The sequence below is a fragment of the Malikia sp. genome (assembly GCF_028687635.1).
In the GTDB taxonomy this organism is placed as follows: domain Bacteria; phylum Pseudomonadota; class Gammaproteobacteria; order Burkholderiales; family Burkholderiaceae_C; genus Malikia.
The window spans coordinates 36,798-57,684 of record NZ_JAQTZS010000004.1 but is presented as its reverse complement, the minus strand read 5'-3'; the positions used below and the strand labels follow the sequence as shown (position 1 = coordinate 57,684).

Annotated in this window: 21 protein-coding genes and 5 tRNA genes; 11 read left to right on the top strand and 15 right to left on the bottom strand. The window is 65.4% G+C overall.

Features of this window, described 5'->3' with window-relative positions:
- Window positions 1–2: 2 nt before the first annotated feature.
- The 5 genes from uppS to rpsB all read right to left on the bottom strand — a co-directional run bounded on the left by uppS (window position 3) and on the right by rpsB (window position 3,989).
- Window positions 3–743 (bottom strand): polyprenyl diphosphate synthase, encoded by a 741-nt coding sequence (gene uppS / locus PHR85_RS04165; protein ID WP_300050820.1) that lies wholly within the window; start codon window positions 741–743, stop codon window positions 3–5.
- A 36-nt stretch (window positions 744–779) separates the two neighbouring features.
- Window positions 780–1,340, bottom strand: a complete 561-nt coding sequence (frr, locus tag PHR85_RS04160) for a ribosome recycling factor (RefSeq protein WP_300050818.1) — start codon at window positions 1,338–1,340, stop codon at window positions 780–782.
- 29 nt (window positions 1,341–1,369) lie between these two features.
- Entirely contained in the window at window positions 1,370–2,080 is a 711-nt protein-coding gene (gene pyrH / locus PHR85_RS04155; protein WP_300050815.1) for a UMP kinase, read from the bottom strand.
- 146 nt (window positions 2,081–2,226) lie between these two features.
- On the bottom strand, window positions 2,227–3,126 hold the full coding sequence (tsf, locus tag PHR85_RS04150; RefSeq protein WP_300050812.1) for a translation elongation factor Ts: 900 nt from the start codon (window positions 3,124–3,126) through the stop codon (window positions 2,227–2,229).
- A gap of 110 nt (window positions 3,127–3,236) precedes the next feature.
- Window positions 3,237–3,989: a 30S ribosomal protein S2 gene (rpsB, locus tag PHR85_RS04145; RefSeq protein WP_300050809.1), complete on the bottom strand. Its 753-nt coding sequence runs from the start codon at window positions 3,987–3,989 to the stop codon at window positions 3,237–3,239.
- Window positions 3,990–4,154: 165 nt separating this feature from the next.
- On the opposite strand from rpsB, the gene PHR85_RS04140 reads away from it, so the two are divergent.
- Entirely contained in the window at window positions 4,155–5,729 is a 1,575-nt protein-coding gene (locus tag PHR85_RS04140) for an NAD(P)H-hydrate dehydratase (RefSeq protein ID WP_300050807.1), read from the top strand.
- A 12-nt stretch (window positions 5,730–5,741) separates the two neighbouring features.
- Here the strand turns inward: PHR85_RS04140 and PHR85_RS04135 are convergent, their stop codons facing one another.
- Both PHR85_RS04135 and rnr read right to left on the bottom strand, forming a co-directional pair.
- Entirely contained in the window at window positions 5,742–6,290 is a 549-nt protein-coding gene (locus PHR85_RS04135; RefSeq protein WP_300050805.1) for a YggT family protein, read from the bottom strand.
- A gap of 1 nt (window position 6,291) precedes the next feature.
- Window positions 6,292–8,562 (bottom strand): ribonuclease R, encoded by a 2,271-nt coding sequence (gene rnr, locus PHR85_RS04130; protein ID WP_300050803.1) that lies wholly within the window; start codon window positions 8,560–8,562, stop codon window positions 6,292–6,294.
- A gap of 51 nt (window positions 8,563–8,613) precedes the next feature.
- Here rnr and PHR85_RS04125 point away from each other — a divergent pair.
- From PHR85_RS04125 to PHR85_RS04105, 5 genes are all read left to right on the top strand, one after another.
- Window positions 8,614–8,698 (top strand) — tRNA-Leu (locus PHR85_RS04125).
- Window positions 8,699–8,757: 59 nt separating this feature from the next.
- Window positions 8,758–8,842 (top strand) — tRNA-Leu (locus PHR85_RS04120).
- Window positions 8,843–9,046: 204 nt separating this feature from the next.
- Window positions 9,047–9,131: transfer RNA gene (locus tag PHR85_RS04115), tRNA-Leu, on the top strand.
- Window positions 9,132–9,192: 61 nt separating this feature from the next.
- Window positions 9,193–9,277 (top strand) — tRNA-Leu (locus tag PHR85_RS04110).
- Window positions 9,278–9,338: 61 nt separating this feature from the next.
- Window positions 9,339–9,423: transfer RNA gene (locus PHR85_RS04105), tRNA-Leu, on the top strand.
- 145 nt (window positions 9,424–9,568) lie between these two features.
- Here the strand turns inward: PHR85_RS04105 and rimO are convergent.
- Window positions 9,569–10,948: a 30S ribosomal protein S12 methylthiotransferase RimO gene (gene rimO, locus PHR85_RS04100; protein WP_300050801.1), complete on the bottom strand. Its 1,380-nt coding sequence runs from the start codon at window positions 10,946–10,948 to the stop codon at window positions 9,569–9,571.
- 34 nt (window positions 10,949–10,982) lie between these two features.
- Between rimO and PHR85_RS04095 the strand changes: the two genes are divergently transcribed.
- Window positions 10,983–12,563, top strand: coding sequence for a recombinase family protein (locus PHR85_RS04095; protein ID WP_300050799.1), 1,581 nt, complete (start codon window positions 10,983–10,985; stop codon window positions 12,561–12,563).
- Between the two features lie 71 nt (window positions 12,564–12,634).
- Here PHR85_RS04095 and PHR85_RS04090 read toward each other — a convergent pair whose 3' ends face one another.
- Together PHR85_RS04090 and PHR85_RS04085 are read right to left on the bottom strand one after the other, a co-directional pair.
- Window positions 12,635–13,183 carry a hypothetical protein gene (locus PHR85_RS04090; protein ID WP_300050797.1) on the bottom strand — a complete coding sequence of 183 codons (549 nt, stop codon included), beginning with the start codon at window positions 13,181–13,183 and terminating at the stop codon, window positions 12,635–12,637.
- An 18-nt stretch (window positions 13,184–13,201) separates the two neighbouring features.
- The gene (locus PHR85_RS04085) at window positions 13,202–13,606 is read right to left on the bottom strand and encodes a hypothetical protein (protein ID WP_300050795.1); all 405 of its coding nucleotides are present in this window, start codon (window positions 13,604–13,606) and stop codon (window positions 13,202–13,204) included.
- 398 nt (window positions 13,607–14,004) lie between these two features.
- Between PHR85_RS04085 and PHR85_RS04080 the strand changes: the two genes are divergently transcribed.
- The 4 genes from PHR85_RS04080 to PHR85_RS04065 are packed head-to-tail and all read left to right on the top strand — an operon-like array spanning window position 14,005 to window position 17,901.
- Window positions 14,005–14,247, top strand: coding sequence for a hypothetical protein (locus PHR85_RS04080; protein WP_300050792.1), 243 nt, complete (start codon window positions 14,005–14,007; stop codon window positions 14,245–14,247).
- Window positions 14,244–15,065 (top strand): Rha family transcriptional regulator, encoded by an 822-nt coding sequence (locus PHR85_RS04075; RefSeq protein ID WP_300050789.1) that lies wholly within the window; start codon window positions 14,244–14,246, stop codon window positions 15,063–15,065. Before PHR85_RS04080 ends, PHR85_RS04075 begins: the two co-directional genes overlap by 4 nt.
- A gap of 23 nt (window positions 15,066–15,088) precedes the next feature.
- Window positions 15,089–16,510, top strand: a complete 1,422-nt coding sequence (locus PHR85_RS04070) for a hypothetical protein (protein WP_300050786.1) — start codon at window positions 15,089–15,091, stop codon at window positions 16,508–16,510.
- A gap of 14 nt (window positions 16,511–16,524) precedes the next feature.
- Complete coding sequence (locus PHR85_RS04065) at window positions 16,525–17,901, top strand: hypothetical protein (RefSeq protein ID WP_300050784.1); 1,377 nt, start codon at window positions 16,525–16,527, stop codon at window positions 17,899–17,901.
- A 26-nt stretch (window positions 17,902–17,927) separates the two neighbouring features.
- On the opposite strand, the gene PHR85_RS04060 is transcribed toward PHR85_RS04065, so the two are convergent.
- Genes PHR85_RS04060 through PHR85_RS04040 form a run of 5 tightly spaced genes read right to left on the bottom strand, consistent with a single transcriptional unit; the run spans window position 17,928 to window position 20,873 of the window.
- The gene (locus PHR85_RS04060; RefSeq protein ID WP_300050782.1) at window positions 17,928–18,482 is read right to left on the bottom strand and encodes a glycoside hydrolase family 19 protein; all 555 of its coding nucleotides are present in this window, start codon (window positions 18,480–18,482) and stop codon (window positions 17,928–17,930) included.
- The gene (locus PHR85_RS04055; protein ID WP_300050779.1) at window positions 18,479–18,646 is read right to left on the bottom strand and encodes a hypothetical protein; all 168 of its coding nucleotides are present in this window, start codon (window positions 18,644–18,646) and stop codon (window positions 18,479–18,481) included. Before PHR85_RS04055 ends, PHR85_RS04060 begins: the two co-directional genes overlap by 4 nt.
- A gap of 46 nt (window positions 18,647–18,692) precedes the next feature.
- Window positions 18,693–18,983 (bottom strand): hypothetical protein, encoded by a 291-nt coding sequence (locus tag PHR85_RS04050; protein ID WP_300050776.1) that lies wholly within the window; start codon window positions 18,981–18,983, stop codon window positions 18,693–18,695.
- Window positions 18,976–19,437: a hypothetical protein gene (locus PHR85_RS04045; protein ID WP_300050774.1), complete on the bottom strand. Its 462-nt coding sequence runs from the start codon at window positions 19,435–19,437 to the stop codon at window positions 18,976–18,978. The genes PHR85_RS04050 and PHR85_RS04045 overlap by 8 nt, the downstream gene beginning before the upstream one ends.
- Window positions 19,437–20,873, bottom strand: a complete 1,437-nt coding sequence (locus PHR85_RS04040) for an SGNH/GDSL hydrolase family protein (RefSeq protein ID WP_300050772.1) — start codon at window positions 20,871–20,873, stop codon at window positions 19,437–19,439. Before PHR85_RS04040 ends, PHR85_RS04045 begins: the two co-directional genes overlap by 1 nt.
- Between the last annotated feature and the right edge of the window lie 14 nt (window positions 20,874–20,887).

Sequence of the window (20,887 nt, the reverse complement as noted above, 5' to 3'; positions counted from 1 at the left end):
GATCAGGCGGCGCCGGATGAAGCAGCGAGCTGCTCGGAAATCAGGCCGAAGCGACGCTCCCGACCGGCATAGCAATCCAGCGCGCGATCCAACTCGGCCGCGTCGAAGTCGGGCCAGAGCTTGTCCGAGAAATAGAATTCGGAATAAGCCGACTGCCAGAGCAGGAAATTGCTGATGCGCTGCTCGCCGCCAGTGCGGATCACGAGGTCGGGGTCCGGCACATGGGCCGTCGACAGCGCTGCCGACAGCGAGGCCTCGGTGATGGCTTCACCGCGCAAGGCCAGCTGCTGCGCGGCCTGCACCAGGTCCCAGCGCCCGCCATAGTTGAAGCAGATGTTGAGCACCAGCCTGTCGTTCTGCGCGGTCTGAGCACGGGCCTGTTCGAGGCTGGAACGGACCAGATCAGACAAGCCCTGGCGTTCGCCCGGGAACTCCATGCGCACACCCTGCGCGCCCAGCTTGGGCACCTCGCGCATCAGGCCCCTGACCAACAAGTCCATCAGACCCGAGACTTCCTCGGCCGGGCGCTTCCAGTTCTCGGACGAGAAGGCAAACACCGTCAGCACCTGGATGCCGCGCTGCAGGCACAGGTCGACCATGCGCCGCAGCGACTCGTAGCCCTGACGATGCCCCGCCAGCCTGGGCAGGAAGCGCTTCTTGGCCCAACGGCCGTTGCCGTCCATGACGATGGCGACATGCCGGGGCATGGCGGCGGGAGACTTGACGGCTTTGGGCTTGAACATGCAGCAGGATCTGGGTCGGTTGGGCCTGGAGCAGCCTCAGAAGGCCATCAGGTCCTGTTCCTTGGAGGCCACGATCTTGTCCACCTCGGCGATCATGCGATCGGTCAGCTTCTGGATCTCGTCGGTGCTGCGGCGCTCGTCGTCCTCGGAGGCCAGCTTGTCCTTGACCAGCTTCTTGACCGCCTCGTTCGCGTCACGGCGCAGGTTGCGCACGGCCACCTTGGCATGCTCGCCCTCGCCACGCACATGCTTGGTCATTTCCTTGCGGCGCTCCTCGGTCATGGCCGGAATCGGCACCCGGATCAGGTCGCCCTGCGAGGACGGGTTCAGGCCCAGGTCGGACTCGCGGATCGCCTTCTCGATCTTGGCGCCCATGCCTTTTTCCCAGGGCGCCACGCCGATGGTGCGCGCGTCGAGCAGGGTCAGGTTGGCGACCTGCGACATCGGCACCATCGAGCCCCAGTATTCGACCTGCACGGTGTCGAGCAGTTGCGGGTTGGCGCGGCCGGTGCGGACCCGGGCCAGGTTGTTCTTGAGGGCTTCGAGCGAAGCGTTCATCTTCTGCTCGGCGTTCTTCTTGATGGCAGACAATTCCATTCTTTTGACCTCTGGTAAATGGGGATTGATCAGACGTGGACCAGGGTGCCCTCGTCCTCGCCGAGCACGACGCGGCGCAGCGCGCCCGGCTTGAAGATGCTGAAGACCTTGATCGGCAGCTTCTGGTCGCGGCAGAGCGCAAAGGCCGTCGCATCCAGCACTTCGAGCTGGCGGTTGATCGCCTCGTCGAAGCTGACCTGGTGGTAGAGCGTCGCGGTCGGGTCCTTCTTCGGGTCGGCGGTATAGATGCCGTCGACCTTGGTCGCCTTGAGCACGATCTCGGCGCCGATCTCGGCGCCGCGCAGCGCGGCCGCGGTATCGGTGGTGAAGAAGGGGTTGCCGGTGCCGGCGGCGAACACGACCACCTTGCCTTCTTCGAGGTATTGCAGCGCCTTCGGGCGGACATAGGGCTCGACCACCTGGTCGATCGCGATCGCGGACATCACGCGCGCCTTGACGCCGGCCTTCTCGAACGCGTCGCCCAGGGCGAGCGAGTTCATGACGGTGGCCAGCATGCCCATGTAGTCGGCCGTGGCGCGGTCCATTCCGACCGAACCGCCCGCGACGCCACGGAAGATGTTGCCGCCGCCGATGACCACCGCCACCTCCACGCCGAGCCGGGTGACCTCCGCGACCTCGTCGACAATGCGCACGATGGTCGCGCGGTTGATGCCAAAGGCGTCATCGCCCATCAGGGCTTCGCCGGAGAGTTTCAGGAGGATGCGCTTGTAGGCGGGCATAAGCATGGGTCTAGTTGATATCCGGTGGATTTTAGGGCTTGAGTGCGACAACGGCCGACCCCGCGAAGGGTCGGCCGTGCATTTTTCCGGTCGGGGGCGTGCCGGCATCCTGCCGACAGCGCCCGCCCAGCCGGGTCAGATCGGTATCAGGCGCCCTGGGTGGCGGCTGCGACCTGGGCGGCGACTTCAGCGGCGAAGTCGTCGACCTTCTTCTCGATGCCTTCACCGACGACGAACATCGTGAAGCCCTTGACGGTGGTGTTGGCGGACTTGAGGTAGGCGGCCACGGTCTGCTTGCCGTCGGCGGCCTTGACGAAGACCTGGTCCAGCAGCGAGACTTCCTTCAGGTACTTCTGGATCGAACCTTCGATCATCTTGGCGGCGATCTCGGCCGGCTTGCCGGATTCGGCAGCCTTGGCTTCGGCGACCGAGCGCTCCTTGGCGACCAGCTCGGCCGGCACGTCGGCGCTCGACAGCGAGACCGGCTTCATGGCGGCGATGTGCATCGCGGTGTCCTTGGCAGCGGTCAGCTCGCCGTCGAACTCGACCATCACGCCGATGCGCACGCCGTGCAGGTAGGCGGCCAGCTGGCCACCGTCGGCGTAGCGCTTGAAGCGACGGATCGCCATGTTCTCGCCGATCTTGCCGATCAGGCCCTTGCGGACTTCTTCCACGGTCGGGCCGAAGCTTTCCAGGGTCAGCGGCAGTTCACCGATGGCGGCGACGTCAGCCGGGTTGTGCTTGACGACCAGCTCGGCGACCTGGTTGCAGAAGGCCAGGAACAGGTCGTTCTTGGAGACGAAGTCGGTTTCGCAGTTGATCTCGACCAGGGCGCCGGTGGTGCCGTCGATGAAGCTGGAGATCACGCCTTCGGCGGTCACGCGGCTGGCGGCCTTGCCGGCCTTGTTGCCGAGCTTGACACGCAGGATCTCCTCGGCCTTGTCCATGTTGCCTTCGGCCTCGGTCAGTGCCTTCTTGCACTCCATCATCGGGGCGTCGGTCTTGGCGCGCAGTTCGGCGACCATGCTAGCGGTGATTGCAGCCATCTTGTTTCTCCGTTCGGGTCCGTGATGGAACCCAGTGTTGCACTGTCAGATGAAAATTTGCTTGCAAAAAAGGGGCTCTCGAGCCCCTTTTTCGACTTGGGTGCCCGGTATCAGGCGGCGTCTTGCACTTCGACGAACTCGTCGCCAGCGGCAGCGGCTTGCACGGTCTTGACCAGGTCGGCGCCGGCGTTGGCACGGCCTTCCAGGATCGCGTCAGCGATGCCGCGAGCGTACAGGGCGACAGCCTTGGCGGAGTCGTCGTTACCCGGGATCACGTAGTCGATGCCTTCGGGCGAGTGGTTGGTGTCGACGATGCCGATCAGCGGGATGCCCAGCTTCTTGGCTTCGGAGACGGCGATCTTGTGGTAGCCGACGTCGACGACGAAGATCGCGTCCGGCAGAGCGGGCATGTCCTGGATGCCGCCGATGTCCTTCTCGAGCTTCTCGATCTCGCGGGTGAAGGTCAGCTGTTCCTTCTTGGACATGGTTTCCAGACCGGCTTCCTTCTGGGCTTGCATGTCCTTCAGGCGCTTGATCGAGGTCTTGACGGTCTTGAAGTTGGTCAGCATGCCGCCGAGCCAGCGCTGCTCGACGTAGGGCACGCCGGCGCGGTCAGCTTCCAGGGACACGATGTCGCGCGAGGTGCGCTTGGTGCCGACCATCAGCACGGTGCCGCCGTTGGCGGTCAGCTGGCGCACGAACTTGGCGGCCTCCTCGAACAGCGGGAGGGTCTTTTCCAGGTTGATGATGTGGATCTTGTTGCGGTGACCGAAGATGAACGGCGCCATCTTGGGGTTCCAGAAGCGGGTTTGGTGACCGAAGTGGACACCGGCTTCCAGCATTTCGCGCATGGAGATAGACATGGTTAAATTTCCTGAGGTTGGGGCTTAAATCAGGCCCATTATTGCCGGCATGTCGCCGGCAACACCTGGTCGGGCCTGTTTGCGGTTAGGCTTAGTTCGTTGCGGCGAGAATCGCCACAATTTTCAAAGCCCGACGATTGTAACACCTCTGACACCATCCCCGCCATGCAGCGCATAGCCCCCTGCTCCCGACTGCCCGATCTGGCGCTGCAAGGCAGCGCCGCCAGCCGCGCGCTGGAGCAGGCCGCGCTCGCCGCCCTGCCCCCGCACACCCTGATGCGTCGCGCCGCCGCCGCCGTGGCGGCACTGGCGCGCGCGCTGACGCCGCACGCGCGCCAGGTCTGGGTCGCCTGTGGCCCGGGCAACAACGGCGGCGACGGGCTGCTGGCGGCGGCCCTGCTGCACGGGCTGCTGCCGCAGACTCGCGTGACGGTCAGCTGGCATGGCGACGAAAGCCGGCTGCCGGACGATGCCCGCCATGCCCTGCAACAGGCGCGCGCCGCCGGCGTGCGTTTTTCCGACCGGGCACCGGACGACTTCGACCTCGGCATCGATGCCTTGCTGGGCCTGGGCAGCCGTGGCCTGGCAGCCGGACCGATGGCCGACTGGATGCTGACGCTGCAGCGGACCCGCTCCACCGTGCTGTGCGTCGACCTGCCCAGCGGGCTGGACCCCGACAGCGGCGCCTGGCGCAACCCCTTCGAGCGGATGCCGGCCGGGCCGCGCCACACGCTGTCGCTGCTCACGCTCAAGCCCGGGCTGTTCACCGCCGACGGCCGCGATGCGGCCGGCCAGGTCTGGCTGGACCGGCTCGGCATCGATCCGGCCGGGATGCCTGCCGATGCCTGGCTGGCCGACTCGCACCGCGTCAGCTCGTCATTGCGCCAGCAACGACAGCAGCGTCATGGCGCCCACAAGGGCAGCCACGGCGACTTGCTGGTGCTGGGCGGCCAGGATGTCTCGGTCGACGGCATCGGCATGACGGGCGCCGCCTTGCTGGCGGCGCGCGCCGGGCTGCAGGCCGGCGCGGGCCGGGTCTACCTGGGCCTGCTCGGCGCCGGACCCGCCACGCCCGCGCTCGACCCGCTCTGGCCCGAGCTGATGTTCCGCCCGGCACAGGCTGCCGCCGAGGACGAACTGGCGCGCCAGGCCACCACCGTCTGCGGCTGCGGCGGCGGCCAATCGGTGCGCGCGGTGCTGCCGGCCCTGCTCGAACAGTCGCCGCGCCTGGTGCTCGATGCCGACGCGCTCAACGCGATCGCCGGCTCACCGGACTGGCGCGCGCAACTGGCCAGCCGGTACTCACGCGGCCAGCACAGCATCCTGACGCCGCATCCACTGGAAGCGGCCAGGCTGCTGGGCTGCGACAGCGCGCAAGTCCAGGCCAACCGGCTCGGCGCCGCGCGCCGGCTGTCGGAGGAACTGCGAGGCGTGGTGGTGCTCAAGGGTTCGGGCAGCGTGATCAGCGCGCCAGGCCAGACACCGCTCATCAACCCGACCGGCAACGCGCTGCTGGCGACGGCCGGCACCGGCGACGTGCTGGCCGGCATGGTGGGCGCGTACTGGGCACAGGCCAGCGCAGGCCAGCCCAGCCATGATTCGCAGCTGGGACAGGCGCTGGCCCTGGAGGCGGCGCGCCGCGCCGTCTACCAGCACGGCGTCTTGGCCGACCGCTGGCCGGCCGGACGCAGCCTGCGCGCCGGCGACCTGCTCGCCGGCATCACCGCCTGGCAGGACTGAACCTGCCGGCCGTCAGGCCAGCGCCAGCAGCAGGATCTGGAGCAGCAGCATCAGCACCAGCGCCGACAGATCGACGCCGCCGATCCGGGGCAGCCGTTGCCGCAAGGGCTGCAGCAGCGGTTCGAGCAGCGCGGCCAGCACCGCGCTGACGGGCGAAAAGGGCTGGATCCAGCTCAGCAGCGCATAGACCAGCGTCATCCCCATCAGCCCCTGCAGCGCGGTGCGCAGCAGGAACAGCAGCGCCTGGACCGGCACGCTCCAGAGCCAGCCCAGCAGGTCGAACCGGGGCAAGGCCAGCAGGCTCAGCCCATGCACCAGCAGGGCATAGGCCAAGGCCAGCAGTCCGGCGGCTACCAGGCTGGCCCAGTCCAGCCGGGCCTGCTGCCAGCGCCTGGGCAAGGAGCGGCGCAAGGGCCGGACGATCCAGTCACTGACCGCCATCACGAACAGCCCGGGCTGCTGGGTCATGCGCAAGCGGGACTGGTTCATCCAGGCGCGCAGCAGCGCCGCCGCGACCAGTACGAAGAACAGGTTGTCGAGCAGGAACCAGAGGATCTGCATCTCAGCGCCTGCCCTTGCGCGACTTGCCCGTCGGCTTGGGTCCGGCACGGCCCGCAGCCTTGCCAGCCGCCTTGCCGCCCGACCAGATGCCCGACGGACCCGATTGACCGGCCTCGTCTGCCTTGGGCTTGGGCTTGCGCGCCACCCTGGCAGACCCGCCCTCGCCTGCGGCCGCAGCGGAGCCACCCTTCTTGTCGCGCGGCGCGCGCGTCACCAGCTCCTCGCCCTCGCGCACCAGGCGGAAGTCGATGCGGCGACCGTCGAGGTCGACCCGGCTGACCTGCACCCGCACCGGCGTGCCCAGCGCGTAGCGGATGCCGGTGCGCTCGCCGCGCAGCTCCTGGCGCGCCTCGTCGAAGCGGTAGTACTCGCCGCCGAGCTCGGTGATGTGCACCAGGCCCTCGACATACATGCTGTCGAGCGTGACGAACAGCCCGAAGCTGGTGGCCGCGCTGACCTTGCCGCTGAACTCCTCGCCCAGGTGCTCGCGCATGTACTTGCACTTGAGCCAGGCCTCGACATCGCGGCTGGCCTCGTCGGCGCGGCGCTCGTTGGCGCTGCAGTGCAGGCCGGCGGCCTGCCAGGCCAGCAGCTCGGCGTTGGGCTTCTTGGCCCGCGCCGGCTTCTCGGTCGGCGGCTTGACCCGGTCGGCCAGCCGCTTGGCCAGCTTGAGCTGGGCCTCGCCCGGCGTCGGCAGATTGGGCAGCGAATACTTGCGCTCGCCCAGGACGCACTTGATGACGCGGTGCACCAGCAGGTCGGGGTAGCGCCGGATCGGGCTGGTGAAATGGGTGTAGGCCTCGAAGGCCAGGCCGAAGTGACCCTCGTTGTTGGGCGAGTAGATCGCCTGCGACATCGAGCGCAACAGCATCTGGTGGATCTGCAGCGCGTCGGGCCGGTCGCCGGTGGCGGAGGCGATCTGCTGGAACTCGAGCGGGGTCGGCTCGTCGCTGACGCTGTAGGGCAAGGCCAGCGCCTTGAGGTACTGGCGCAGGATGTCGATCTTGAGCGGAGTCGGCCCCTCGTGGACGCGGAACAGGCCCGGGTGCTTGCCGTGCTGGATGAACTCGGCCGAGCAGACGTTGGCCGCCAGCATGGCCTCCTCGATCAGGCGGTGCGCGTCGTTGCGCGTGCGCGGGACGATCTTCTCGATCTGGCCGACCTCGTTGCAGACGATCTGGGTCTCGGTGGTCTCGAAATCGACCGCGCCACGGCGCTTGCGCGCTTCCAGCAGGCCCCGGTAGACATCATGCAGGTTGAGCAGGTGCGGCACCAGCGCCTCGCGCTGCTGCGCCTCATGGCCGCGCGTGTTCTGCAGGATGGCCGCGACCTCGGTGTAGGTCAGGCGGCCGTGGCTGAACATCACCGCCGGGTAGAACTGGTAGGCGTGGATGTCGCCCTGGGCGTTGATCAGCATGTCGCAGACCATGCACAGGCGCTCGACCTCGGGGTTGAGCGAACACAGGCCGTTCGAGAGCTTCTCGGGCAGCATCGGGATCACGCGGCGCGGGAAGTAGACGCTGGTCGCGCGCTCGTAGGCGTCGATGTCGATCGCCTCGCCGGTCTCGACATAGTGGCTGACATCGGCGATCGCCACCAGCAGGCGCCAGCCCTTGCCGCGCCCGACCTTGGCCGGCTCGCAGTAGACGGCGTCGTCGAAGTCGCGCGCGTCCTCGCCGTCGATCGTCACCAGCGGCACGTCGGTCAGGTCGATGCGGTGCTTCTTGTCGGCCGGCCTGACCTTGTCGGGCAGCGCGCGCGCCTGCGCCTGCGCGGCGTCGGAGAACTCGTGCGGCACGCCGTACTTGCGCACCGCGATCTCGATCTCCATGCCCGGGTCGTCGATCTCGCCGAGCACCTCCTTGATGCGGCCGACCGGCTGGCCATAGAGCGCGGGCGGCTCGGTGAGCTCGACCACCACGACCTGGCCCGGCTGGGCCTTGCCCATGCCACCCTTGGGGATCAGCACGTCCTGGCCATAGCGCCTGTCCTCGGGCGCGACCAGCCAGACGCCGCTCTCCTGGAGCAGGCGGCCGATGATGGGCGACTCGGAGCGAGCCAGGATCTCGGTCACCCGCCCCTCGGGCCGGCCCCGGCGGTCCTGCCGCACGATCTGGACCTTGACCCGGTCGCGGTGCAGCACGGCGCGCATCTCGTTGGGCGGCAGGTAGACGTCGGACTGGCCGTCGTCACGCACCACGAAACCGTGGCCATCGCGGTGGCCATTGACCTGGCCCTCGAATTCAGTCAGTAGATTGGATTTTTCTTTCACTCGGCTTTTGCACTCATGTTTATCCGTGCTATAGTAGCGGCTTCCTGAGATGCCCAGGTGGCGGAATTGGTAGACGCACTAGTTTCAGGTACTAGCGGGTAACTCCGTGGAGGTTCGAGTCCTCTCCTGGGCACCAAAGACTTTAGCACTTGTTGGCTATGCTTTGTGCGATATCTCAAGAAACAAACCCTGAAAGCCCAGGTGGCGGAATTGGTAGACGCACTAGTTTCAGGTACTAGCGGGTAACTCCGTGGAGGTTCGAGTCCTCTCCTGGGCACCAAACATGAAACCCTGCAGATCTCACGGTCTGCGGGGTTTTTCGTTTTCCGACCTCAAGACAGGCGCACACTGATGGCAAGCGGCCAACCGTTGCCTGCAGCGCTGGCGCGGCAGCCAAATGCATCCAGCAGCCACCTATTCAAAAAATTTTCGGCGAGCGGAAAAAACACCAAAAACCCGGGCTATAATAGTGGCTTCCTGAGATGCCCAGGTGGCGGAATTGGTAGACGCACTAGTTTCAGGTACTAGCGGGTAACTCCGTGGAGGTTCGAGTCCTCTCCTGGGCACCAAGGTTCATTGCGGTCAATGCAAGCGGCCTTGTGTAACATCTCAAGAAACAAAACCCTGAAAGCCCAGGTGGCGGAATTGGTAGACGCACTAGTTTCAGGTACTAGCGGGTAACTCCGTGGAGGTTCGAGTCCTCTCCTGGGCACCAAGGTTCATTGCGGTCAATGCAAGCGGCCTTGTGTAACATCTCAAGAAACAAAACCCTGAAAGCCCAGGTGGCGGAATTGGTAGACGCACTAGTTTCAGGTACTAGCGGGTAACTCCGTGGAGGTTCGAGTCCTCTCCTGGGCACCAAACATCAAGCCTGCAGATCTCACGGTCTGCGGGCTTTTGGTTTTCCGCGTCCGACACGGGTGCGGAAAAGCCGCCCTCGCTGGGCGGCATGGCCTGTCGCTTTGCGGGCCGCCACCCGCAGGCGGCAACCCGACCGATCAGGTCATCAGACCGGCTGGCCGACCAGGTCGTGGCCCTGGGTGCCGACGATGCGCGCCTTGATGAAGTCGCCGACCTTGTAGGTCTTGCTGGCCTTCTCGGGCGGCAGCAGCTGGACGACGCCGTCGATCTCGGGCGCGTCGGCATAGGTGCGCCCCACCCCGCCCTTCTTGCCCAGGCTGAGCGCCTGGTCGACCAGCACCTGCATGGTGGCGCCGACACGGCGCTGCAGGCGTTCGATCGAGACCTGCTCGGCGACTTCCATGAAGCGGGCCTGGCGCTCCTCGCGCAGCGCATCGGGCAGCGCGCCCGGCAGGGCGTTGGCCAGGGCGCCATCGACCGGCGAATAGGCAAAGCAGCCGGCGCGGTCGATCTGCGCCTCGCGCACGAAGTCGAGCAGATGGGCGAATTCCTCCTCGGTCTCGCCGGGGAAGCCCGCGATGAAGGTGCTGCGCACCACCAGCTCGGGACAGATCTCGCGCCAGCGCTGGATGCGCTCCAGGTTCCGCTCGCCGCTGGCCGGGCGCTTCATGCGCTTGAGCACATCGGGGTGGCTGTGCTGCAGCGGCACATCCAGATAGGGCAGGCACAGGCCCTCGGCCATCAGCGGGATGATGTCGTCCACATGCGGGTAGGGGTAGACATAGTGCAGCCGCACCCAGGCCCCGAAGCCGCGCGCGAGCTCGCCCAGGGTCCTGACCAGATCGTACATGCGGGTCTTGACCGGCTTGCCATCCCAGAAACCGGTGCGGTACTGGACATCGACGCCGTAGGCCGAGGTGTCCTGGCTCACCACCAGCAGCTCCTTGACGCCGGCCTCGAACAGCTTGCGCGCCTCGGTCAGCACCTCGCCGATCGGACGGCTGACCAGGTCGCCGCGCAGCGAGGGGATGATGCAGAAGGTGCAACGGTGGTTGCAGCCCTCGCTGATCTTGAGGTAGGCGTAGTGGCGCGGCGTCAGCTTGATGCCTTGCGCCGGCACCAGATCCAGGAAGGGATCATGCGGCTTGGGCAGGTGCTTGTGCACCGCGTCCATCACCTCCTGGGTCGCGTGCGGGCCGGTGACGGCCAGCACCGAGGGGTGCACGCCCTCGACCATGTTGCCGCCGGCCTGGTCCTTGCGGGCGCCCAGGCAGCCGGTCACGATCACCTTGCCGTTTTCGGCCAGCGCTTCGCCGATGGTGTCGAGGCTTTCCTTGACGGCGTCATCGATGAAGCCGCAGGTGTTGACGATCACGATGTCCGCGCCGTCGAAGGTCTTGCTGGTCTGGTAGCCCTCGGCGCTCAGCTGCGTGAGGATCAGTTCGGAGTCGGTCAGCGCCTTGGGGCACCCGAGCGATACCATGCCTATACGCGGGATATAGTCTGTCTTTTCAGTCGTAGTCATGGGGTGAATTGTGACAGGTCGGGTTTATTCCTACATGCGGTTCAGCGATCCGCGCCAGGCCATCGGGCACAGCAGCGAGCGGCAGCTAGCCTACGCACGGCGTTGGGCGCAAGAGCACGGACTGGCGCTCGACGAGTCGCTCACGCTGCGCGATGAAGGCTTGTCAGCCTATCACCAGCACCACGTCAGGTCAGGCGCGCTGGGAGTTTTCCTGGCGGCAGTCGAGGAAGGGAAGATCGCATCCGGGTCATTCCTGGTGGTCGAGGGGTTGGATCGGCTTTCGCGCGCCGAGCCCATCCAGGCGCAGGCCCAGCTGGCCCAGATCGTCAACGCTGGAATCAGCGTCGTGACGGCCAGCGACGGCAAGGTCTACAGCCGCGAGCGGCTCAAATCCAATCCCATGGATCTGGTGTACAGCCTGCTGGTGATGATCCGCGCCCATGAGGAGTCCGACACCAAGAGCAAGCGCGTGGTGGCCAGCATCCGCCGGCAATGCCAGGGCTGGCTAGACGGCACCTACCGAGGGCTGATCCGAAACGGAAAAGACCCCGTCTGGGTGCGTCGCACGGATGACGCCTGGGAGCTGATCCCGGAGCGCGTCGAGGCTGTGCATGAGGGACTTCGGCTCTACCGCATCGGGTACGGCGCGACGCGCATCATTGAGGCGCTGCAGAAGAAGGGACTATCACTGACCGGCGGTGGTCCGCAGGCGCTGCAGATTTATCGACTGATCCGACAGCGCGCGCTGCTGGGCGAGAAGGAGCTGGAGGTCGATGGCGAATCATTCCGGATGCCCGGCTACTACCCAGCCCTACTGAATCCAGCGGAGTGGGATGATCTGCAGATGCTGGCCGGCGGTCGCGGTAGGCGAAAAGCGGCTGGACCGGTGCCGCACATCCTGACTGGCATGGGAATCACGATTTGCGGGTACTGCGGCCGGGCAATGGTAGGCCAGAACATTGGCACTCGACGGCGTGATGCTACAGGCCGAATTGCCAATGGCCACCGAAGGCTGCATTGCACGAGTAGCTCGCATGGCGGATGCACAGTGTCGGGGTCGACGTCGGTGGCGCCGTTCGAGCGCGCGCTGCTGCACTACTGCAGCGACCTGGTCAACCTGCAGGCACTCTATGGCCAGGACCGAGGCGCCGTGCCGCGCGCCGTGCTGGCCAAGGCTCGCGGACACCTGCAGGAGGTCGAGGCCAAGCTGCAGCGCCTGACCGACGCCATGCTGGAGGCAGAAGATGAAGGTGTGCCTCTGGTGTTTGCCCGCAAGGCACGTGAGCTTGAGACCGAGCAGCGGCAACTGACCGAAGCCATCGAGGCCGCCGAGCGCGAGCTGGCAGCCACGGTGCGCGCGGATCTGACGGGTGTCGACCAGAAGTGGTGCGAGCTGGCCGAGCGCGTCGAGGCCCAGGACGTCGAAGCCCGCCTGCAGGCCCGCCAGCTGGTAGCTGACACGTTCGAGCGCATCATCATCTACCACCGAGGTATACGTCCATCGGAGGACAACACAGGTCCGATGGATATGATGCTGGTCGCCAAGGGCGGTCACGGCCGGGTGCTACGCCTGAGCCGCAGGGGAGATTTGATCGATGCGGAGGACGTCGAGTAGTTCAATGCGAGTCCTATAGAGGGAAAATGGCAAGTCCGGTATCAATCTCATATCAATCAGCAACTCTCGCACTACCGAAGCGCGTACCGAATGTGCTCGGTGTAGTCAGCCTTTGTGCGCTGATCCGCGCAGTACTTGTTCCACTGCTTCGACGACAGGCTGACCACCGGCCCCATGGCCGTCGCGTACTCTGTGATGACGGCGTTGAAGCTGTTGGTGCCCCGGTAGACCATGCACAGCTTGCCGTTCTCCATCAGCGTTGCCGCTACGATCTCGAACGAGGTCGGGTTCTTCAGGTTCTGCTTGACGGTCATGGCGGAAACCAGCACGTCGCGCAGCTCCGCATCCTTCCTGGCCTGCTCGGCTGCCTTCTCAGCCTGAGCCTGGGCTTTTGCGGCCTCGTACTTTTCCCACTGTGCCTGCTGCTCAGGCGTCCGTACTGGCTCGGGCGGCGCGGTGTAGCGCTGGTAGCTCGACACCGCGTTGACCCCGACGACGGCCAGCAGCAACAGCACCCACCAGCGCCGCCAGAGCGGCGTTTTCTGTCTCGCCTCGCTGCGCCCGGCGCGCGCCTGCGCTGCACCTGCGGCAGCCCCCTTCAGTCCGTTCCACAATCCCATGATTTCCCCTCGAAATCACTACTGCTTCGGCTGCTCGGTCGGCACTTGCGACACCGCGCCGGCCGCGATGCCCATGCCCGACCCGAACGTGCTCTCCGTGCTGGAGGTACGCAGCAGCTTGCCCTCCTGGTCGAAGTTCAGGGTCACTACCGTGGAACGGGAGTCGCTGCCACCGATGAAAGCTCCCGCGAACGGGATGAAGGTCTCGGGGCGAACCTTTGTCTCGTAGTAGCTGTAAGTCAGCATGGTGGTGCCGTCGCCCATGCGGGTGCGCACCGTGGGCTTCCCCAGTACCTGGGCGGCGTGCGCCTCTGTGCTCTCCCCGGGCTTGAGGACAGAAAGCTGCTGGTCCGTGACCTTGACGCCGGCAGCGGCGCATCCAGCCAGCAGGGCAACCGATGCGATGAGTCCAAGAATCTTCATGTCTGCTCCAAGCGTTAACTAATTTTCAAAGTTCATATTCTCGCCTAGAAAATAACCCTGCTCGACACTGAAAAACAGATTCCCAGCCAGGCGAAAGCGCAGTAAAATCCCCCCGTGCTTCGGCACACGGGATTGGTCTCCCGGACTACACTAGGCGCAGCAAGCCGCGCGCCGCCTCACAGCGACAGCGGCTTTTTCTTATGTCCACGGCTGCGAGTGGCAACACGGATTCCTCATGGACGGAGCGACCTGCTCCGACGATTGGCGGGCCGTGTGGGGAACTTCCGCAAGGAAGTTCGCCGGTTCCTAGTGCCGGTAGGCCAACCCGCACGGTCTGCCTCCCCCTTGATTGGCCTCAAGGGCGGCAGGTTCGAGAACCTGTTCACTAGGAGCCATTCATGGCTGACACCCGCACTACCCTGCGCGCGCCCGTTCGCGCCGCCACCCTGCCCGCTTCGGGCATCCCCCTCTCCATCGCCGTGCTGCAAACGCTGGCCAGCTGCGCGCTGCAAGACGCCCTGGCGCTGATCGATGCGCCCACCGTCAGCACCGCCACGCTCGAGCGTGCGCTCGGCAAGGCCATGCGCGCGCGCACCCACCTCAAGCGGGCGATCCGCGCGCAGGAAGGCAGTGCAGCATGAGCCACGTCCACAGCGCACCCGCGCCCGTCCTGGCCGTTGTCAACGGCGTACCCACTACCACCACCCACGATATCGCCCGGGTCTATGGCAAGCGCCATGACCACGTGCTGCGCATCGTGCGCCAGCGCATGGCCGAATGCCCGTCTGATTGGTGCCTCCCCAATTTCGGGGAGGCATCGGTCGAACTGCCCCAGCCCAACGGCGGCACGGTCAGCTATCCCGTCATCCGCCTGAGCAAGAAGGGCTTTCACTTCGTGGTCGGCAAGTTCACCGGCGCCAAGGCGGTGCAGCACCAGATCGCCTTTGCCGACGAGTTCGAGCGCATGGAGGCCGAGCTGGCTCGGCGTGCCCAGGCGCTGCTGGCGGTACCGGTCGCCGCACCCGCGCTGCCCAAGCCAGCCATCCGCAGGCGTGAGGATCTGAGCTTCGCGCGCCACGACAAGAACGGCCACTGGCGCAACTGGTCGGTAGAGCCGCGCTGCCGCCAGTGGGAGGACGGCATCGAGCGCGGCGAGGCCTTCTTCCGCGAGGTCGCCGAACTGGCCGCCCACGACGAGGACGAGGCCTACGATGCGCTGCGCTTCGTGTTCGGCCGTGGCTGGGAATCAGCCACCAACGGCACCAGCGAGTGGAGCACCAGCCACCCAGGCGAGGAAACCGGTTTCGCCCGCGCCCTGGCCCGCGCCGCGCTCGATGGCCTGCGCGCGCGCCGCGCCGGCGCCGAGTCCTTCGACCCCGACCACCAGCCCAAGCCTGGCCGCCCGCGCAAGGACGGCTTCAAGCACGGCGCCCAAGGCCCCTCGGCCCTGGTCCACTGAAGCGGGGTGACGACATGCAGACCATGAACACTGCCCCCGAAGCGGCCGGCCTCAAGCACCCCGGCCTGGTCGCGCTGATCGATGCCTGCGACATCCTGCTGACCGGCGGCCAGAAGCTCGCACTGATCGCCCTGGCGCGCTGCCGCGACAGCCACACCGGCTGCACCACGATGTCGCTGGAGACCATCGGCCGACGCAGCGGCCGGGTGGACAAGAGACAAGCCAGCCGCTACATCAATGCCCTGGTGGGGCTCGGACTGGTGGACCGTGTGGGCATGAGCGGTAAGTGCCTCGTGTACAAGATCAACGTCAAGGCCCTGGCCGAGGCTGAGACCTGCAAAAAGCTCCCGCAGCAGGCCATCGCGCCTGTGGATAACTCCAACACCCCGGACATTTCCGACATCGACCCCAGACATTCCGAGCAGCCACCCACGACATTTTCGACACAGACCCATGACATGGATGTCGCACACTCTGGGTGGTTCTCTGGGTATTACTCTGGGGAGGAGTCTGATGCGTGCGCGCCGGCAGCCGACCTGGTGGGGACCACCTTCCCTCCCCTCCCGATTTTTGAAGACCTGAAGACCGAACAGCCCAGGACCGCCGTGGACGACGTGCTGGCCCACATCGCCGCAGCTCGCTCCGAGGGCCTGCCGATCAGCGGCCAAAGCCTGCGCGACCTGATCGAGGCCGCCGACGCCAGCGGCGAAGTGCCGCTCGCCGTGGCAGCGGACGCGGTGCGCGGCTGCCTGCCGGCTGTCGGTGCAGCGGCTGAACCAGCTGAACCACCAGCTGAACCGGCTGCACTGGCGACCCCTGCCGCGCCGATCGTCACGCCACCGGCACCGGCCCAGCCCGCCATTGCGGTGGCCATCGCCCCCGACACCCTGGCCGCCGTCAATGCCCAGCGGTTGCGCCACGGCAAGGCGGCGCTCAAGCCCGCCGACCTGCAGGACCTGCACCGCGAAGCCACCCTGGTCGGCATCGCGCCGCAAGCCGCCGCCGAATACATCCTGGCCAAGCCCAGCCGCACCTTCCTCCTTGCCCGCTACTACAGCCCCGAGCCGGGCGCCGCTATCCAGCCCGCGCCGATCGATGACGCCGCCAAGGCCCAGGGACGGGCCAAGATCGACGCAGTGCAGGCCGCGTTGTTTCGCGGGTCGATCGAGGCCATGCGCGCCCCGGTGCTGATCGGTCAGCCATTGGCCCAGCCGAAAGCCCCGACCAGCACGAGGACCGTGACGCGGTACAGCGCTGGCGCGACGGCCCTCGGTGGCCGGGCCGAAGGGTTGATCGACCCCGAGCAGGTGCTACGCGACTACGCCGCCGGGCTGCTGGTCAAGACCGCCCAGGTCGATCACGCACTGTTCGTCACCGGCCGCTCGCGCGCCGAGCTGCGCGCCCAGCGCGCCAGCGCCAAGGCCAGCCTGGCCCTGGCCACCTGATCCGGGAGAGCACCATGAACACGCATGACATCGAAAGCCGCATCCACCTGCGCCCGGGCGCGTACACCCTGATCGGCCTGGCACTGCTCGCGCTCGGTCTGAGCATTTCGTGGGTGAACGGGCAGTTCTACATCATCGGTCTGGGCCGCATCGAGCCGGACCTCGAAGCGCGACAGCTGCGCACCTGGTACGGCATCCTGGCCGTGGTCGCGCACCTGGCCTTCTTCTTTGCCGCCGCCCTGCTGCGCCACGATCGCTTTCGCACCGCGCGCCGGATGCTGAGCGCCTGCGCCCTGGCGCTGCTGCTGCTGGAGATCGTCACCGTGTACACGACCAAGGTGGTCCTGGCTCGCAGTGCCGAGACGCTGGCCGAAGGTGCTGAAAGCCGGGTGCAGCAGCTGCAGGCTCAGATCGCAACAGCCCGCAGCACCGCTGCCTCGCTGCGCGAAGCCGGCGCGAAATCGGCCCGCAGCTGGATTGCCGACAGCCGCGCCGACGGTGCGCGCTCGATCCGCGATGCCGCCGACCTGGAGGCCCAAACCGCCCCACTGATCGCCGAGCTGGCACGCGCCCAGGCACAGCGCCGCCCGACCGCAGTCGGCGTGCTGGGGAATGGCGGCGTGCAGCTGTTCAGCGCGGCCGGCGCGGTGGCCTTCATCCTGGCCGGCGTGGCAGCGGTCAGCGTCGGCGGTCTGCTGGTCGGCATCGCGCGTAGCCATGCGACGGCGGCGCGCGCGGCGACTGCACCAGCCTCGGCAGCGGCTGGCGCGATTGCACCGCACCGCATCGTCGACCAGGTCACCCCGCCCTACTCTGCAGCCCGGCGCTGGGCGGCAGCCGGCGTGCCGGCAGCGGCCATCCCGGCGGCGGCTTTCGCGGCGCCGGTCATGTCCGTGACTGCACCGGCCTACCCTGCCGCCAGCTACTCTGCGCCGGTCGCCACCGCGCCTGCCGCACCGATCGCACCGGATTCGGTGCATACGCCTGGCACACGCACTGCACCTGTTTCGGTGCAGTCCCAGCCGAACGAGACCGCACCGAATCCGGTGCAGTCGTCGGACGGGTCGGGCGGTGCAGTCGAGCAGGCGCCGGCCAAGCGCCGGGCCGCGCCGCGCAAGCCGCGCTCGGCTCCGGTCGAAGTGGGGCACAAGCGCGACTCGGGCGTAGGCGCCGAGGACGGCTACCGCTACCGCCGCATCCGCGATGCGGTGCAGGCCGGCACGCTGACGCCATCGATCCGGGCGATCCAGGCCGCCCAGGGCGGCGGAACCGACATCGTGCGCGGCTATCTGCAGGAGCTTGAGCGTGACGGCGTGATCGCGCGCCAGAGCAGGGGGTACGCGCTGCGCGGTGCGCCGGTAGATCAGCGCCAGATGAGCATGGCGGTTTGAGCTGGGGTGGGTCGGGCGGCTGCTGGTCACGCCAGCGCATTCATCGCCGCGCCATACAGCGCCACCCGCTCAGCCTGCCCATTCAGCCCGCCGTTGATCTTGCGCGTGATGCGCTCGAAGTCCCCGGCATCGGCCAGCGCAGACAAGCTGCGGCTGTGCCAGTACCAGGCAGCAGACAGCGCGGCCCATTCCGGCTGCTCAAGCAGCTCGGGGGTGCGCTCGAAGTCGGGCGCATCCTTGCGCACCAGCTTCAGCCCTGCCGATAGCGCGCGGTAGTTGAAGCGCCCGGTGATCTGGATCAGCCCGCGCCCCATGAAACGCTGGCCGTCGCCAGGCAGACGGTTTCCCAGGTCGGCCCGGCCCTCGTAGCCGGCCTGGGCCTTGGTCGGACCCCAGATCTCGCGCACGTAGCGCAGGCGACCGGATTCGTGGCCGATCTGCGCCAGGAAGGCGGCCAGCCGCCTAGAGCTGGTGATGTCGTAGAGCGTGCAGGCGCGCTCGATATGCGGCAGCCAGCGCACGGCGCGCTCCGGTGTGCAGCCCGTGGCAGCCTGCAGTTGCTTGGCAGTCAGCGGCGTCATCGGTCAGCCACCAGCACGCCAACCAGGCCGGCCAGGCCCAGGCCGGCCGACACGATGGCCTCGGCCAGATCGGGCGCGACTGGCACGCCGATGGCGGCGGCGATCAGGATCAGGCCGCGCCAGGTCGAAGCCTCGCGGGCGCGATTGATCAGATATGTCTTCATTTCCACAGCCTCCACCAATTGAAAATCATTGCGTAAAAGATTGGATTCATGGCGTCACCGCCTTGATCTGCTCGGTCACCTGCTGCCAGAAACCCGATGCCAGGGCCGCCATGACAACACCCACCAGGCCCAGCAGAATCTTCTGTGTCACGGCGGTCTGATAGCCCTTGATTTCGCCGGCCTGCCGGATCTTGCCGGCGTGGTATTGGCGATGCCCATCCGCATCAGGCAGACCCAAATCGTTGCGCGGCAGTGCCGTTTCGAGCCGCTGAACAGCTTGTTGCAGCTGATGCACCGCGCGCGTCAGTTCTTCTATCTGATCGTCTTTCTCACGCATGATGGTGCAGCCTTTCCCCATGTCGCATGATGATGGGCCGCAGCCAGATCCAGATCGCGCTGATCATGAGTGCCAGCTCACCACCAATGGCTGCTGGCGGCGGGTAGACCGATAGCAGCATCGCCACCACGGTATATCCCCAAATACAGGCATTCCAGGCCGCAAAGCAATGCGCCCATGGCTCGCGGTAGGCGTTATAGACCACGATTGATAATTGCACGATTGATGTTACAAGGAAGGCAATTGCCCAGGCTATCTCCGGCGCGACGTGACTCATGACTGTATATGTCGGCCGCTCGAAAGTGTTTCCCGGCCAAAACAGCATGATAGCCCAGCACATTTCAGCGGTCGCCAGCGCCAGGCGCGTGCTGATCAAGTCGCTATCAAACAGAGCGGCTCGAAATCCATCGGTGAATTTTTGGCGTTGATGTCGTCGCATGGTTGTATTGGTCATCACAATTTAATGAACGAGGTCGATGGCATGAAATGGACCGGTTTGGCCATCAAAAATGATTTTGCCACTCGAATATTTCCAGCTGGCGTAAGGTGGCTTATGTCTTGCGACTCCTGATCCTCTGCCTCAACCCAGCTATTGAATGCGTTTGCAAACAGAACCCCGTATTCTGAGAACATTCCAACAGCAGCTTCCGTTTGCTTCGCGCATGTGTAAAGCACAGCAGGATCATGCTGGTTCGCCGAGTTAGCAACAGTTGATCCATAGATGATAGTCCGGCGGCGCGCTACCCCGGAATCTTTTCCACACCAGCCAAACGCCAGAAGACGAACGGACTTCGTTCCGCCAACCTCGCACGTTACACGAATGTTGGCAGACGCTGGGAGGTTTTCAATCCACACCACCATAGGCCATCGGTCATCGTTGAATGCGCTGGTCCAGTAGCAGTTTACGGTAGCCACCGTAGCACCATTTACCGTGATCGTGGCAATACCCTGTAATGACGGGTCAGTCTCAAGGAATACAGCACACGACCTTTGGTTGCTCAGTGTGATCTGCGAATACTGACCGTTTGTTAGTCTTGTGACCCATCTACCACCAGTTGTATCTCCATAGTAGAACGGATTGAAAGACATTTTGTCCGTGGCTACAGTATCTTGAATTGATTCTGATAGACCGGCCGTCGTGACAAATCCTGGGGTTGATCCAACTCCTTTTCCGCCCAAAATAGGATCGGCCCACCCGAGATGGGAAATTCCTCCCCAATGGTCTACCAGCAGGCGCGCAATGTTAGCCTCGTGTGAGCGCCTAACGATCTTGTAAAATTCCTCTGTGGTCGAATACGGGTTGACTGAGTTCCACCCACCCATCACACAGATGACGTAAGGCGCTTCTGCAGCCCCAGCATACGGTCCAAGGTTACCCATCTGGTTGAAAATCGACCACTGGGCGCCTCCGCTTGCATTCCACCCAAGGCGCTGACCCCCAATGGCAAAATTACTGACAGTCATGGCGTTATCTAACAGATCAGCCACAATGTGTGGCCATCGATACTGAGGCAAAAGCCTTCCCAGGCCATCTGTGTAATAAACACCAATTGCTGCATTCGACCCGCGAGTCTGTGAGTCCCCTATGGAATACAAAGTAGATGAAATTGTCCGTGGAATAAGAGCAATATTGGCGGTTGGGGTATAAGTGATAAGATCACAAATCTCCCGCAGCTTCTCCTGCACATTCGTTGCAACTGCGCCAGTTCCTGCCGGCATGTATGTAACGCGATCTGCCGTCGTCCCAATTCGCTGCACCGTAGTGCCGTCCAGCTTCTCAGCATAGAGGTGGCCGTCCTCGGTATTGAGGGCTAGCTCACCCAGCACGATACTGGATGCGGCCGGAATTACCCCTGCTACGGTAGAACGCTTCGTTTTCAAAATAGCCATTCCGGTTTTTCCTT